The organism is Bogoriella caseilytica (assembly GCF_003752405.1).
GTDB lineage: Bacteria > Actinomycetota > Actinomycetes > Actinomycetales > Actinomycetaceae > Allobogoriella > Allobogoriella caseilytica.
The window spans coordinates 3,191,012-3,205,173 of the sequence record NZ_RKHK01000001.1 but is presented as its reverse complement, the minus strand read 5'-3'; the positions used below and the strand labels follow the sequence as shown (position 1 = coordinate 3,205,173).

General features: G+C 67.1%; 12 protein-coding genes. 10 read left to right on the top strand and 2 right to left on the bottom strand.

Annotation, left to right across the window (positions count from 1 at the left end; translation table 11 throughout):
- Positions 1-6: 6 nt before the first annotated feature.
- From EDD31_RS14450 to EDD31_RS14435, 4 genes are all read left to right on the top strand, one after another.
- The gene (locus EDD31_RS14450; protein WP_170163315.1) at positions 7-1,335 is read left to right on the top strand and encodes an ABC transporter substrate-binding protein; all 1,329 of its coding nucleotides are present in this window, start codon (positions 7-9) and stop codon (positions 1,333-1,335) included.
- A gap of 77 nt (positions 1,336-1,412) precedes the next feature.
- On the top strand, positions 1,413-2,333 hold the full coding sequence (locus EDD31_RS14445) for a carbohydrate ABC transporter permease (RefSeq protein WP_123304826.1): 921 nt from the start codon (positions 1,413-1,415) through the stop codon (positions 2,331-2,333).
- Position 2,334: 1 nt separating this feature from the next.
- Positions 2,335-3,150, top strand: a complete 816-nt coding sequence (locus tag EDD31_RS14440; protein ID WP_123304824.1) for a carbohydrate ABC transporter permease — start codon at positions 2,335-2,337, stop codon at positions 3,148-3,150.
- Positions 3,151-3,163: 13 nt separating this feature from the next.
- Complete coding sequence (locus EDD31_RS14435) at positions 3,164-5,281, top strand: glucosidase family protein (RefSeq protein WP_123304822.1); 2,118 nt, start codon at positions 3,164-3,166, stop codon at positions 5,279-5,281.
- 79 nt (positions 5,282-5,360) lie between these two features.
- On the opposite strand, the gene EDD31_RS14430 is transcribed toward EDD31_RS14435, so the two are convergent.
- Positions 5,361-6,413 (bottom strand): Gfo/Idh/MocA family protein, encoded by a 1,053-nt coding sequence (locus EDD31_RS14430; RefSeq protein WP_123304820.1) that lies wholly within the window; start codon positions 6,411-6,413, stop codon positions 5,361-5,363.
- Between the two features lie 128 nt (positions 6,414-6,541).
- Here EDD31_RS14430 and EDD31_RS14425 point away from each other — a divergent pair, with 128 nt between their 5' ends.
- The 6 genes from EDD31_RS14425 (at position 6,542) to EDD31_RS14400 (ending at position 13,301) form a co-directional block, all read left to right on the top strand.
- Complete coding sequence (locus EDD31_RS14425) at positions 6,542-7,546, top strand: LacI family DNA-binding transcriptional regulator (RefSeq protein WP_123304818.1); 1,005 nt, start codon at positions 6,542-6,544, stop codon at positions 7,544-7,546.
- Positions 7,546-8,664 carry a Gfo/Idh/MocA family protein gene (locus EDD31_RS14420; RefSeq protein ID WP_123304816.1) on the top strand — a complete coding sequence of 373 codons (1,119 nt, stop codon included), beginning with the start codon at positions 7,546-7,548 and terminating at the stop codon, positions 8,662-8,664. The genes EDD31_RS14425 and EDD31_RS14420 overlap by 1 nt, the downstream gene beginning before the upstream one ends.
- On the top strand, positions 8,628-9,401 hold the full coding sequence (locus tag EDD31_RS14415) for a cupin domain-containing protein (protein WP_245991246.1): 774 nt from the start codon (positions 8,628-8,630) through the stop codon (positions 9,399-9,401). Before EDD31_RS14420 ends, EDD31_RS14415 begins: the two co-directional genes overlap by 37 nt.
- Positions 9,402-9,515: 114 nt before the next feature.
- A complete protein-coding gene (uvrB, locus tag EDD31_RS14410; protein ID WP_123304814.1) occupies positions 9,516-11,597 on the top strand; it encodes an excinuclease ABC subunit UvrB in 2,082 nt (693 codons plus the stop codon).
- Positions 11,598-11,616: 19 nt separating this feature from the next.
- Positions 11,617-11,952 carry a hypothetical protein gene (locus tag EDD31_RS14405; RefSeq protein WP_148058969.1) on the top strand — a complete coding sequence of 112 codons (336 nt, stop codon included), beginning with the start codon at positions 11,617-11,619 and terminating at the stop codon, positions 11,950-11,952.
- A 275-nt stretch (positions 11,953-12,227) separates the two neighbouring features.
- The gene (locus EDD31_RS14400; RefSeq protein ID WP_123304810.1) at positions 12,228-13,301 is read left to right on the top strand and encodes a TerC family protein; all 1,074 of its coding nucleotides are present in this window, start codon (positions 12,228-12,230) and stop codon (positions 13,299-13,301) included.
- On the opposite strand, the gene EDD31_RS14395 is transcribed toward EDD31_RS14400, so the two are convergent.
- Complete coding sequence (locus EDD31_RS14395) at positions 13,298-14,059, bottom strand: GTP pyrophosphokinase (protein WP_245991244.1); 762 nt, start codon at positions 14,057-14,059, stop codon at positions 13,298-13,300. The two genes, EDD31_RS14400 and EDD31_RS14395, sit on opposite strands and share 4 nt — an antisense overlap.
- Positions 14,060-14,162 lie beyond the last annotated feature (103 nt).

Sequence of the window (14,162 nt, the reverse complement as noted above, 5' to 3'; positions counted from 1 at the left end):
ACAATGATGTCGATCAAGAAAACCCTGGCCGCGGCGGGCATAGCCGCAGCCCTCCTGTTGAGCGCCTGCGGAAGTGGCGGCGACGGCCCATCCAACGACCCGACCAACGACCCGAGTGAGCCCGGAGAGAACGGCGGGGATGACGAGAACGGTGGGGACGACCCGCCTGCGGCGTCGGGGCCCATTTCCTTCGTCACCGACAAGGCGGCGTGGGAGCCTTCGTTCGAGGAGATGAACGAGGTCTCCGGAGACATCACCCTGGAGTTCACGGGCTACTCCGACCCGGTGGCATACGACACGTTCGTGCGGCAGGCTTTCCGAACCGACGCCAGGCCCGACCTCTTCACCTGGCACACCGGCGGGAAACTGCAGGAGCTCGTCGATCAGGGCCTCGTCGCGGAGACCACCGACATCTGGACCGAGGCCGAGAGCGCGGGCCTCGTGCCCGAAGGGCTCAAGGACCAGTACACCTTCGACGGTCAGCAGTATTGCGTCCCGCTCAACGTCGTCTACTGGGCGGTCTACTACAACAAGGAGATCTTCTCCGACCTCGGCCTCGAGCCGCCCACGACGTGGGAGGAGCTCGAGACCGTCATGCAGACGCTGCGGGACAACGGCACCACGCCCTTCCACCAGATGAACATCATCTTCGAGTTCGTCTACTTCATGGCACTCGCGGCCGGCCAGGATCCGGAGACCTATCTCGGGCTTCTCGACGGCAGCGCGTCCTACCTCGACGAGGACGTGGACGTCGTCATGGACCAGTGGCAGGAGATGATCGAGCGCGGTGACTTCATCGATCCGGGCGTCACCGGGGACCCGCAGGCGATGCTGATGAACGGCGAGGTCGCCATGGCGTACTTCGGCACCTTCTTCACCGGGCAGCTCACCGGCATCGACGCCGTCGCCGGCGAGGACTACGGCATCTTCCTCATGCCGAACCTCAACCCCGATACCGAGGAGCAGCCGGTGGTGCTGGAGACGGGCCCGCTGTGCGTCGGCGCCGGTGCCGAGAACGAGGCCGCCGCACTCGAGTACTCGAGGTGGTGGCTGTCCACCGACGCCCAGACCGCCTGGTCGGAGAGCCGCGGCGACGTGAGCTTCAACCCGCAGGTGGAGATCGAGGACCCGGAGCTCAGCGGCCTGGTCGAGGCGGTCGCTGGTGAGAGCGCGGAGAACATCCGGATCGTGCCCCGCTACCTGGAGGGCAGCCCGCAGCCGGTCTACCAGCTGTCCACCGAGTTGTTCGGTGCCTTCGTGACCAATGCGGAGAACCCGCGCAATGTGCAGGAGCAACTTCAGGCCGAGGCCGACGCCTTCTGGGCCAACCAGTAACTCGAGGGGGAGGAGCGGGGCGGCCGGGCAACCGGCCGTCCCGCTCGTCACGAGCCTCGATCGAGAAGAGAGAGACCATGACCATCACCACCGGACGACCGGCACCGGCTACGTCCCACCGGCGCGGTCGGGTCCGCCAGGAGCGCCTCACGGCCGCCGCGTTCCTGCTTCCCGCGCTCGCGCTGTGCGTCGTCCTCTTGTACATCCCCTTCGTCTACACCTCGTACCTGTCGCTCACCGAGTTCAACGGGCTCGGCGACCCCGAGTTCGTCGGGCTCGACAAGTACGAGGAGATGTTCAGCGACGCGCGCATCCTGACCTCGATGGTCAACACCCTCATCTGGGTGGTCGGGACGCTCGTGCTGCCGGTGGGACTCGGGCTGTTCATCGCCGTCATGGTCCACGGATTGCGCGGCTCGTTCTGGTATCGGCTGCCCTTCTTGCTGCCGTACGCGATTTCCGGCATCGCCGTCGGCGTCATCTTCTCGTTCATCCTGCAGACAGGTGGCGCACTGACCCAGGCCCTCGAGCTGTTCGGGCTCCCGTTCGCCGACGCCCGCTGGCTGCTCGACTGGCCACTGAACACAATCGTCATGATTGTCGCGGCGACATGGCAGGGCGCCGGCGTCAACGCGCTGCTGTTCAGCGTTGGCCTCCAGTCCATCCCCAAGGAGCCCGTCGAGGCTGCGATGGTCGACGGGGCGAAGGGCTGGACCATGTTCCGACACATCACCTGGCCGATGCTCGCTCCCATGACCACCGTCGTCGTCGGGCTCAGCATCGTCGGCTCGCTCAAGACCTTCGACATCGTCTGGGGTATGACCCAGGGCGGCCCGGGGCGCGTCTCGGAGACCCTTGCCATCACGATGTACAAGGCGAGCTTCATGCTCAACGACTATGGGCTCGGCGCCGCCGTCGCACTGCTTCTCACCGTGGTCACGGTCACCGCCTCGCTGCTCTATCTGAGGCGCCAGCTCGCGCCGGCGAAGGAGTTCTGACATGCAGGGTCTGCGCAAGGCCGTTCTTGTCGGGCTGGGCCTCCTCTGGCTCGTCCCGATCTACCTCATGGTCATCAACGCCGCGAAGGTGTCGGCGAACTACGGCAACGCCACCGTCTGGATCCCCTCCGATATCAGCGGGCTGTGGGAGAACATCCTGGTGGCGCTGGACCGCGGTCGCATCGCTGAGGGGTTGCTCTCCACGCTGATCTATTCGGTCATGTCGCCGCTCATCGCGGTGGTGATCGGCGCGATGGCGGGCTTCGCGATTGTCGCCCTCAAACTCCGGCGGCCCTTCTTCTGGTTCGTCCTCATCTTCTCCTCGACGGTGTTCCCCATTCAGATGGTCCTGATGCCGCTGTTCATCGGCTACGTCGAGGTGGGCATCTTCGACTCCCGCCTGGGCATGGTCCTCATCTACACCGTGATCGCCGTGCCGTTCTCCGCCTTCGTGCTGCGCAACTTCTTCTCCGGTATTGCCCGCCAGGTCTACGAGGCTGCCGAGATCGACGGCGCCACCCCCTGGCGGATCTTCTTCCGCATCTACTTGCCCATGTCGAAATCGGCGCTGTTCGCGGTGTTCATCCTGCAAGCGACGTTCATCTGGAACGACCTCCTGCTCGGCCTCTCACTGTCACAAAGCACCGATGTGCGACCGGTCATGACGACGCTTGCCGCGATGCAGTCCACCTACGGCGGCTCGACGATGCCGGTGGTGCTCGCCGGCGGCCTCATTGTTTCCATACCCACTATCGTCCTGTTCCTCGCGACCCAGCGTTACTTCTCGCAGGGCCTCGCGCTCGGCCAATACAACTAGTCAGGAAGTCTGCATGTCGATCCCCACCGTTGAGGACTTCACCAGCAGCGTCGTCGCCGACCGTTTCGACGACATGATCAACCCGCCCGGCCTCACCAACCATGTCCTCGTCGCGCAGGTCGACCACGACGTCCTCGCAGTCCGGTCGGTCACCATGCCGCCGTTGTCGCAGGGCGACTGCGTCACGGGCAGGCTGCTCATCGATGGTGTGCTCGCGCAGAGCCGGGGCGAGGTCGTCGAACACGTGTGGCGGCCGGACCAGGTGCGGCGCTCCACGCGGATCGATGGCTGGCGGATCGAGACCGTCACCGTCGTCCCGCCGGGTGCTCCGGGTGTGTTGGCGCGGATCACGGTGGCGAACGAGCTCCGCGAAGAGCGCGAGCTGGACCTCGGGGTGTGGGTGGACTCGCAGCTGGTGCGGACGATGCCGTGGCGCCGGGCCGAACCGCCGCGCGGCCACAACCGGCAGGTTCCGGTCGGCGCCAGACGGCGGGGTGAGCCGGCATCGCCGCCGAAGGGGATGGCGTACTTCGGTGCGCTGGAACCCGACGCGCCTGTCGGCACACTGCAGGGCCTTGTCCACCTCGACGGCACGGATGTCGAGGATGTCTCCGCTGAGGCCAACGTCATCCGCACGCGGATGCACCTCGCGGCGGGGGAGAGCTGGGAGGGGGCGTTCGTCCTGGTGCTCGGCGACGACGGTGCGGAGCTGGACGCGGCGTTCGAGAGCATCGCCAGTGAGGTCGACGGCGCCGTCACGGCCTCGGAAGCGGCGTGGAACGAGGAGCTTGCGGACCTCTTCGACCCCGCTGGTGAGCACACCGCCGGCGCCCTGCCCCTCCTGGAGACCGGCAACGACGCGCTGCGGCGGCTGTACTGGTGGGGCGCGATGGGCGTGCTGTGGTTCCGCCGCGAGAACCCCGCCGGCGTCCGCGCGCGCCACTACGACACCCTCATGCCCCGGTACTGGCAGACGACGACCTTCATCTGGGACTACTCGCTGTCCTCGATAGTGCATGCGCTGAGTGACCCGGAGGAGATGCGCGGGCAGATCCTCCACTGGATCGGCCTCGACATCAACGAGCACTTCGGCACCGAGTGGCTGACCGGCGGCCCGGCCGGGAACTGGTACTCGGTCAATCAGTACGCGATGGTGCGGCTCGTCTACGACTATGTCCGGCTGACGGGGGACACCGGCTTTCTCGATGAGGAGGTGGAGGTCGACGGCGCTTCCGGGTCCGTGGGCGACCATGTCCGGGAGTGGGCCGTCGAGTGGCGCAACAAGAGGGTCGGGTCGGCTCTCGCGGACTACGGTGAGATCGACAACCTGCTCGAATGCGTCTCGACCTATGTCCATGAGGTCGCCTCCCTCAACGCTGCCAACGTCTGGTGCATGCGCACCGCCGCCGAGTTGTCCAGGCTGCAGGGACTCGATGAGGAGGCCGCCGAGCTGGAGCGTTCCGCGAGCGAGCTGATTCCCGAGATCATGCGCCTGTACTTAGAGGGGGAGGGCTTCTTCAACGCCCGGCACCCCGACGGCTCCCTGGTACCGGTCCGGCACTGTTACGACTTCTCCACCGTCGGGACGACCATCGCCGGGGATCTGTCCCAGGCCGTCCGGGCGGAGATGGTGCAGTTCTTCGTCGACCACCTCCGCACCCCGACCTGGATCCGCGCGCTGTCGGCTTCGGACCCGGATGCTGGGTTCTCCGTGCGCCCTGATCACCAGTGGAACGGCGCCTATCCCGCCTGGCCCGCCGATTCCGCGCGGGCCGCCATCCAGCTTGGCGGCGCCGAGCGGGTGGCCGAGTGGCTGCCCGGTCTGGCGCGCTCGGCGAATCAGGGTCCGCCGGGGCAGGCTCACATGGTGGCGGAGGCGGTGGCCCACATCGACGGCGGTGCCCGCAAAGCCCCACCGCAGTTCCCGTACCTCATCGACTGGTCCTGCTCGTCGGCCGGGGCCTGGTGCGAGCTCGTCATCGAGTCGATCTTCGGTGTGCACGTCGCCGCCGACGGCTCCGTGCGCGCCAGTGGCGTCCTGGAGCACTTCGACCCCGGAGCGAAGCTCGTCGGGTTGCGGATAGCTGATGCGACCTACGACGTGGACGCCAGCGGTGCCCGCCGGCGCTGAGATCGCGAGCAAACTCCCACGGGGGCATGGGATCACCGGAGCCTGATCGCTCCCCGATCAGAGCGCTTCGGGGCCTCCCTCAGCCCACCCGCCGCGCCTGCACCTGCGCCCGCACGCTGAGCTCAGCGGCCTTCAGCGCATGCGCCTGTGTCATGGCTGTCTCCGTGCGCTGCAGGCAATCCATGATCAGTTCGCCGAAGAAGGGGAAGCCGACCTTTCCGGAGGCCTGGATGTGTTGTTCCCCCTCATCGTTGACGAGGAAGACATGTTCCCCGCGCTTCTCGGTAGCCACGTTGATGAACTTCCGCAGCTCGATATAGCCCTCGGTACCGATGATGAAGGCGCGGCCGTCGCCCCAGGTGCCCAGACCGTCGGGCGTGAACCAGTCCACGCGGGTGTAGCCGGTGGCGCCGTTGTTCATCACGATGTGCGCCTCACCGAAGTCCTCGAAGGTCGGATACTCCGGGTGGTGGTGGTTGGCGATCGCTGAACTGAGAATCTCCGCATCCGTGGCGCCGCAGTAGTACAGCATCTGCTCGAAGTTGTGGCTGCCGATGTCGCAGATGATCCCGCCGAAGGTCTCCCGTTCGAAGAACCAGCTCGGTCGCTTCGCCGGGTCGCCGATGCGGTGCGGGCCCATCCCCGTGAAGTGCAGGACCCGCCCGATAGCGCCCTCGTCGATCAGCTTGCCTGCGAGCACGGCCGCCTCCACGTGGATCCGCTCGCTGTAGTACACGGCGTACTTCTGGCCAGTCCGCGCCGTCGCCTCACGCACCGCCGCGAGCTGCTCCAGCGTGGTCAATGGGGCCTTGTCCACGAAGTAGTCCTTGCCGGCCTCCATCACTCGGAGGCCGGTGGCGGCGCGCTCAGAGGTCACGCCGGCTGAGGCCACCAGGGCGACTCGGGGATCCGCGAGGATCTCCTCTTCGCTGCGCGCCACCCGCGCTTGCGGGAATCGCTCCACGAACGCCGCCACCTTGGCGGGATCGCGGTCGTACACCCACTCCAGCGTCGCGCCGGCGGAGACCAGGCCCTCGGCCATGCCGTAGATGTGCGGGTGATCGAGATGCGCGGCGGCGAAGACGAACTCGCCTGGCTGCACGACAGGTACGGAGCGAGCGACGTCGGTCATGGACTGCCTTCCGATAGTTTGATACGTAGTACTACTACGTATGACAGACTAGTGTGACGCGCATTGCTTACGTCAAGCAGTGCCCGCGAAATCGCCGGTTCGATCACGAACGCGACCGAGAGGCAGGTATGGCGCAGCGCACCACCAGCCGTGACGTGGCCACCCGGGCGGGGGTCTCCCAATCCACCGTCTCCCATGTCCTCACCGGCCGCCCCGGCATCTCGGAAGCCACCCGGGAGCGGGTGCTGGCTGCCATGGCCGAGCTGCGCTACCGTCCCAACCTCGCCGCGCGGTCCATGCGCACCCGGAAGTCCGGGCGCCTCGCCGTCGTCCTACCGCTGGCCACCCCGGGCGTCGCGACCATCCTCTCTGGAGCGGCGGAGGCCGCGGGGGAGGCCGGATACGTGCTGGAACTCCAGGGCCTGGCCGGCTCCGCCAAGGAACGAACACACCGCCTCCTCGACATGATCGATACCGGCGAGTTCGAAGGCATCCTCTCCTTCACCGACCTTCCCGGGAACCTGGACGAGGAGGATGAGCACACGACTGTCCTCGTGCTGCCCGAGTATGACGAGGATCTGCACGTCTCCGGCGCGATGGTCGATGCCGGTGCGGTGACGGAGATCGTCGAGCAGCTCGCCACCCAGGGCCACCGGCGGTTCCTGCACCTCGCGGGCCCCGAGGAGTACGCCTCCGCTCGTGCTCGCCGTGCCGTCTACGAGAAGGCCATCGCCGACCATGGACTGGAGTCCCTCGGCGTCGTCACCGGGCCGTGGAGCGGTCGATCGGGTGAGCGCGCCATCCGAGAGCTGCCGTCCGGGGCGCCACCCCTGGCGGTGATCGCCGCGAACGATGTCATCGCGGCCGGAGCGATCCGCGGTGCCCTGGCACGCGGTTGGACCGTTCCCGGTGACCTCAGCGTCACCGGCTGGGACGACCTCCCCCTGGCCGGTGTGATGGTCCCGGCCCTCACCACGGTGTCGATCGACCGCCGTGCCTTGGGCGCCTATGCCGTACGCCGCCTGCTGGCTGCCATGCGCGGGGACGAAGAGCCGCCGGGTCCCGGCAGCCTGACCCGGGTGATCTGGCGCGAATCCGCCGGTGCACCCCCACCCAAAGAAGGGAATCCCTGATGACTTCCGCCCCTGCCAAACCTCTGCGAGCCGGCATTATCGGTACGGGCGGCATCGCCCAGTCGCATGCGCGTGCGATGACCACACTTGAGGGCGAGATCGACCTCGTGGCCGTCACCGATCTCGATCGCGATCGCGCTGCCGCCTTCGCCGCCGAGCACGGTGATCCGACGGTCTTCCTCAACGCCCAGGAGCTGCTGGAGAGCGCAGAGCTCGACCTCGTCAGCATCTGCACCCCGCCGCAGACCCACGCGCCGCTCGCGATCACCGCGATGCGTGCCGGCATCACAGCGCTGGTGGAGAAGCCCACAGCGCTCAGTCTGGCCGAGGTCGATGAGATCGCCGAGGTCGAGACCGAGACCGGCGTGCAGACGCTCACCGTCTTCCAGCATCGCTTTGGGGTCGCCGCGCGACGGCTGGGCGAACTCGTCGACTCCGGGGCACTGGGCCGTCCACTGGTAGCCACCTGTGACACGCTCTGGTTCCGCCCCGATTCCTACTTCGACGTGCCCTGGCGCGGCCGGTGGGACATCGAAGGCGGCGGCCCGACCATGGGCCACGGCATCCACCAGTTCGACCTTCTGCTGTCCGTGCTGGGGGACTGGCAGGAGATCACCGCCGTGGCTGCGCGCCAGCTGCGCCCCACGGACACCGAGGACGTCTCCGCTGCGCTGGTGCGCATGCAGAGTGGTGCCGTCGTGACGGTGATGAACTCCCTGCTCTCGCCCCGGGAGACCTCACGCGTGCGGTTCGACTTCGAGCGGGCCACCGTCGAGGTCGAGCACCTCTACGGCTACCAGAGCAGCGACTGGATCTTCACGCCCGCGCCGGGGCACGAGGAGCTCGCCGAACAGTGGAATCCGGCGGAGGATGGCACCAGCGGCCACCGCCACCAGCTCGCCGCGATCGCGCAGGCTCTGACCGCCGGGGAACGGGCGGGGGTTGACCTCGCCGAGGCGCGCCGCACCCTGGAGTTCGCCGCGGCCACCTACGCCTCGGCTTTCCGCCGCACGCCCATCACCGCCGGTCAGATCGCGGGGGACGACCCCTTCATGACCTCGATGAGCGGCGGCATGGTGCCGTGGGAGCAGACGAAGAACCAGGCAGTGACATCATGACCGGCTCCGGATCGACCCTGCCCGACTCGACCTTCCCCGGTGGCACCCTGGTCTCCCGGCTCGACGTCTACGGCGACGCCGCCCCCGACGGCATCTGCGGCGGCTCACCCCATCTGCACACCGTGTCCACCGAGGCTTACATCGTGATCTCCGGGCATGGCGCCCTGCAGAGCCTCTCCGCGGACGGATTCCGCGAGACGCCGCTCGAGGCAGGGGCCATCGTGTGGTTCACGCCCGGCGTCATCCACCGCGCCGTCAACCACGGCGAGCTGCAGGCGGTCGTGCTCATGAGCAACTCCGGGCTGCCCGAGGCAGGCGATGCGGTCATGACCTTCCCGCCGGAGCACCTCGCCGACGCGCAGACCTACGCCGAGACTGCCGCCCTGAGAGAGGACCCCGGCCACCGGGCCGAGCGAGCCGCACGACGACGCGACCTCGCGGTCGAAGGCTTCCTCGCCCTGAAAACCGCGGTCGAGGCCGGCGACTCGTCAGCACTGACCGCCTTCTACGAGGCCGCCGGTGCGATCGTCCGCGAGCGGGCCCAGACCTGGCCCGATCTGGTGCGCCGCCGCCCACTCGCCACGGCCGAGGCCAGTCTGGCCATGGCGCAGGCCGTCGCCTCGGGAGACCTCGAGCATCTGCTCGATGCTCGAGTGCAGCAGGCGGTGCCGGCGGAGGCGCTCGGCTTCGGGATGTGCGGGCGGTTGCGCACCTACGACGTCACCGATCAGGCCTGAGCCTTCGGGACTGAGTCGCACGGGCGCGGTGCCCTCCGGTGAAGCAGGCCTCGCCCTTGAGGGGGTATCCCCGCTCACGCGCGCCATGTCAGACCCTCGCCGTACCGTAGTCGCATGCGCCCCGTCACCGACCTGCAGCGGACCGTCGCCCCCTTCGAGGTGGTCTCCGAGTACAGCCCCTCCGGCGACCAGCCCACCGCAATCGCCGAGCTGACCGAGCGCGTGCAGGCGGGGGAGAAGGACGTCGTCCTGCTCGGTGCCACCGGTACCGGGAAGTCCGCGACCACGGCCTGGCTGATCGAGAAACTGCAACGCCCCACCCTGGTGATGGCGCCGAACAAGACGCTCGCGGCGCAGCTCGCCACCGAGTTCCGCGAACTGCTGCCGCACAACGCCGTCGAGTACTTCGTCTCGTACTACGACTACTACCAGCCCGAGGCCTACGTCCCGCAGTCGGACACCTACATCGAGAAGGACTCCTCGATCAACGACGAAGTGGAGCGCCTGCGGCACAGCGCCACCAACTCCCTGCTCACCCGGCGCGACACCGTGGTGGTCGCCTCCGTCTCCTGCATCTACGGCCTGGGAACCCCCCAGGAGTACGTGGACCGCATGGTGCAGCTCAAGGTCGGTGACCAGATCTCCCGCGACGATCTGCTGCGCCGCTTCGTGCAGATGCAGTACGTGCGTAACGACCACGCCTTCACCCGCGGCACCTTCCGCGTGCGGGGCGACACCATCGAGATCATCCCGGTCTACGAAGAGCTCGCCATCCGCATCGAGATGTTCGGTGACGAGATCGACGCCCTCTCCGCCCTGCACCCGCTCACCGGTGACATCGTGAACTCCGAGCAGTCCGTGCACGTCTTCCCCGCCACGCATTACGTGGCCGGTCCCGAGCGGATGGAACGCGCCATCGGCAGCATCGAATCCGAACTCGAGGAGCGCCTGGCCGAACTCGAAGCGCAGAACAAGCTGCTCGAAGCCCAGCGGCTGCGCATGCGCACCACCTACGACATCGAGATGATGCGCCAGATCGGCTCCTGCTCCGGCATCGAGAACTACTCACGCCACATCGATGGCCGCGGCCCGGGCACCGCGCCGCACACGCTGCTGGACTACTTCCCCGAGGACTTCCTCCTCGTCATCGATGAGTCCCACGTGACCGTGCCACAGATCGGCGCCATGTACGAGGGCGACATGTCGCGAAAGCGCACTCTGGTCGACCACGGCTTTCGCCTGCCCTCGGCCATGGACAACCGGCCGCTGAAGTGGGAGGAGTTCCTCGAGCGCATCGGCCAGACCGTCTACCTCTCCGCCACCCCTGGTGACTTCGAGATGGCGCAGTCCGACGGCGTGGTCGAGCAGATCATCCGGCCCACCGGGCTGGTCGATCCCGAGGTGGTGGTCAAGCCGACCGAGGGGCAGATCGACGATCTGCTGGGAGAGATCCGCGACCGGGTCGATCGTGACGAGCGCGTGCTGGTCACCACCCTGACAAAGAAGATGGCCGAGGACCTCACTGACTACATGCTCGAGCGCGGCGTGCAGGTCCGCTACCTGCACTCCGATGTGGACACCCTGCAGCGGGTGGAGCTCCTACGCGAGCTGCGCATGGGCACCTACGACGTGCTGGTGGGCATCAACCTGTTGCGCGAGGGTTTGGACCTGCCGGAGGTCTCCTTGGTCTCCATCCTGGATGCGGACAAGGAAGGCTTCCTCCGCTCCCCGCGCTCGCTCATCCAGACCATCGGCCGCGCCGCGCGAAACGTCTCCGGGCAGGTGCACATGTACGCCGACACCGTCACCCGATCCATGTCGCAGGCCATCGAAGAGACCAATAGGCGCCGGGAGAAACAGGTCGCCTACAACACCGAGAACGGCATCACCCCGACGGCGCTGCGCAAGAAGATCGCCGACGTCACCGACATGCTCGCCCGCGAGGAAATCGACACCCAGGAACTGCTCGCGGGCGGCTACCGCAAGAGTCCCAAGCGCCCCGCCGCCGGAGGAGAGGCCACCAGCCGTGAGAAGCTCGCCGGTGCTGCGGCCTCGGACCTCGCCGGGCTGATCCAGGATCTCAATGACCAGATGCACGCGGCCGCCGAGGAACTCCAGTTCGAGCTCGCCGCCCGGCTACGGGACGAGATCTCCGGGCTGAAGAAGGAACTCCGCCAGATGCAGGCCGCGAACTGACCCGGGTAAGCTGGCCGGCGTGACGGATGACACGCAGGGAATGAACAGCAGTGACCGGGCCGAGCTGAGCGCGCTGCGCACGCGCCGGATCATCTCGCTGGTGTTCTTTGAGATGGCATTCATCGTCCCGCTCATGCTGCTTTTCCTTTTCGAGGTGATCCCGCTCATGATCTTCATGATCGGAATCGTCGTCCTCACGATCAGCTTCGCGGCCTTGCTCTATCTCATGGTGATCCGCCCCGTCTCTGCGGCTGGGCAGCAGGTGGTGACCGACGCAAAAGCAGAGGTTCCCGGAGCCACGGGAACCACCGGTTCCACCAGGGACGGTTACGACCCCATGAAGAAGTACCGCTGAGCGGCGAAGAAGTGCCGCTGAGCGGCGCATCGCTGCGCGGCGCGGTCACCACGACGCCGACGACGGACCGGAAGTGACCGAGGGCACAACAATCGAGGGCTCTGCGGGAGCGACGCGGGCGTAGTCTTCCGCTCCAGGAGGGGAGTATTCCCCGAACGATGGTGTCGTCATCACAGCGGGTTGGCCCGCTCGGCATCGTCGGTCTGCACCAGGCCCCGGCATCAGCAGACGGAAGAGACCTCCGGTACCACTGACCCGTACCGGAAGGAACCCCCATGGACGTGCCCATGCTCGCCTGGATCGGCCTCGTGACCGTCATCCTCACCATGATCTCGGTCGACGTGCTCGGCCACCTGCGCACCCCGCACACTCCTTCGCTGCGAGAAGCCGCCTGGTGGTCCGCCGCCTACGTGGGGATCGGCCTCCTGTTCGGCCTCGCCGTCTGGGCTGGGTGGGGGGCGGAACGGAGCGCCGACTACTACTCGGGCTTCATCCTGGAGAAGAGCCTGTCGGTGGACAACCTCTTCGTCTTCGTCATCATCATCGCGGCCTTCCGGGTGCCGCGGCACTACCAGCAAGCCGTACTGCTCTCCGGGATCCTCGTCGCCATCGTGCTCCGCGGAGTCTTCATCGCCTTCGGCGTCGCCATCATCGAACGATGGAGCGCCGTGTTCTACCTGTTCGGTGCCTTCCTCATCTACACCGCGATCGCCCAGGCACGTGAGGGCAAGCTCCAGCCCGAAACCGGCGAGGAGTACCAGGAGAGCGGCGTGATCCGCCTCGTCCGGCGCGTGATTCCGGTGAGCGCGGACTACGAGGGGGGCAAGCTCACCACCCGACAGCACGGGCGGTGGATGATCACCCCGCTGCTACTCGTCGTCGTGGCCCTCGGCTCGATCGACGTGATCTTCGCGCTCGATTCCATCCCGGCGATCTTCGCGATCACGCAGGAACCGTTCCTCGTGTTCGCCGCGAACGCCTTCTCCCTGCTGGGCCTGCGGCAGCTGTACTTCCTCATCGATGGCTTGCTCGACCGTCTCACCTACCTGCACTACGGTCTGGCGGCGATTCTCGCGTACATCGGCGCCAAACAGATCATCCACGCACTGCACGAGAACAGCCTCGGCTTCCTCAACGACGGGGAGCCATGGACGGTGATCCCGGAGCCGGGGCGCTTCCTCTCCCTCGGCGTCATCGTCGTGGTCTTGACCGTCACCGTGCTCGCCAGCCTGCGATCAGGGCGCGGCACGGATGGCACTGAAGTCAGCGAGGTTCAGGGCGCGAAGCTGGAGCTGGCTGAGCGCCCCGGCGGGCGGGTGGGGCGCTCAGACCGCTGCGTGGAGCGCTAGGCCCGGTGGGTGCCGGAGGCCGAGCCGTTGAGCTCGGCGCGCAACCGCTCCATCTGCACGTCCATGTCGGCAGCCCGCTCGGCCGCCGTCTGGAGTTCCGCCCGCAGGTGCGTGGGCACCTCGCCGTCGTACTTGTACGACAGCTTGTGTTCCACGCTGGCCCAGAAATCCATGGCCGAGGTGCGGATCTGCATCTCCACCGGCACCTGCTCGGTGCGGTCGGAGAGGAAGATCGGCACCTCGAGGATCAGGTGCAGCGAGCGGTAGCCGTTTGGTTTGGGCTTGGCGACGTAGTCCTTGACCTGCAGGATGGTCAGGTCGGGCTGGCGCTCGAGCATCGAGGCGATCCAATAGACGTCGGAGACGAAGCTGCAGGTGATGCGGATGCCGGCGATGTCCCTGATCGTCTTGCGCACTGCGGGCACATGTGGCTCCAGACCGAGACGCACGATCTTGCGCACCAGGGACTCCGGCGACTTCAGGCGCGAGGTGACGTGCTCGATGGGGCTGTGCTCGTGGGTGGCCTCGAACTCGCGCTGGAGGATCGTCACCTTGGTGAGCACCTCGTCGATGCCCGACTGGTAGACCATGTGCAGCTCGGCGAACTGATCACGCACCGTACGCAGCTGGAGGGCGAGCTCCTCTGCTTCGCCCTGGGTGATGGAGAGCGTGGTCAGGAGCTCCTGCCGCATCTCCAGGATGCTCTCTTGCGACAGCACTCCACGCTCACCGAACTCATCTGCCGCCGTGGCGATCATGCCCAGCCTCTCTTCGGCTCACTCGGTCACCCTGACAAACGTCTAGGCACGCGCCGGTGTTCCAGTTCCGTCTTCCCATCGTGCGTCCGCGCAGCCCTGTGGC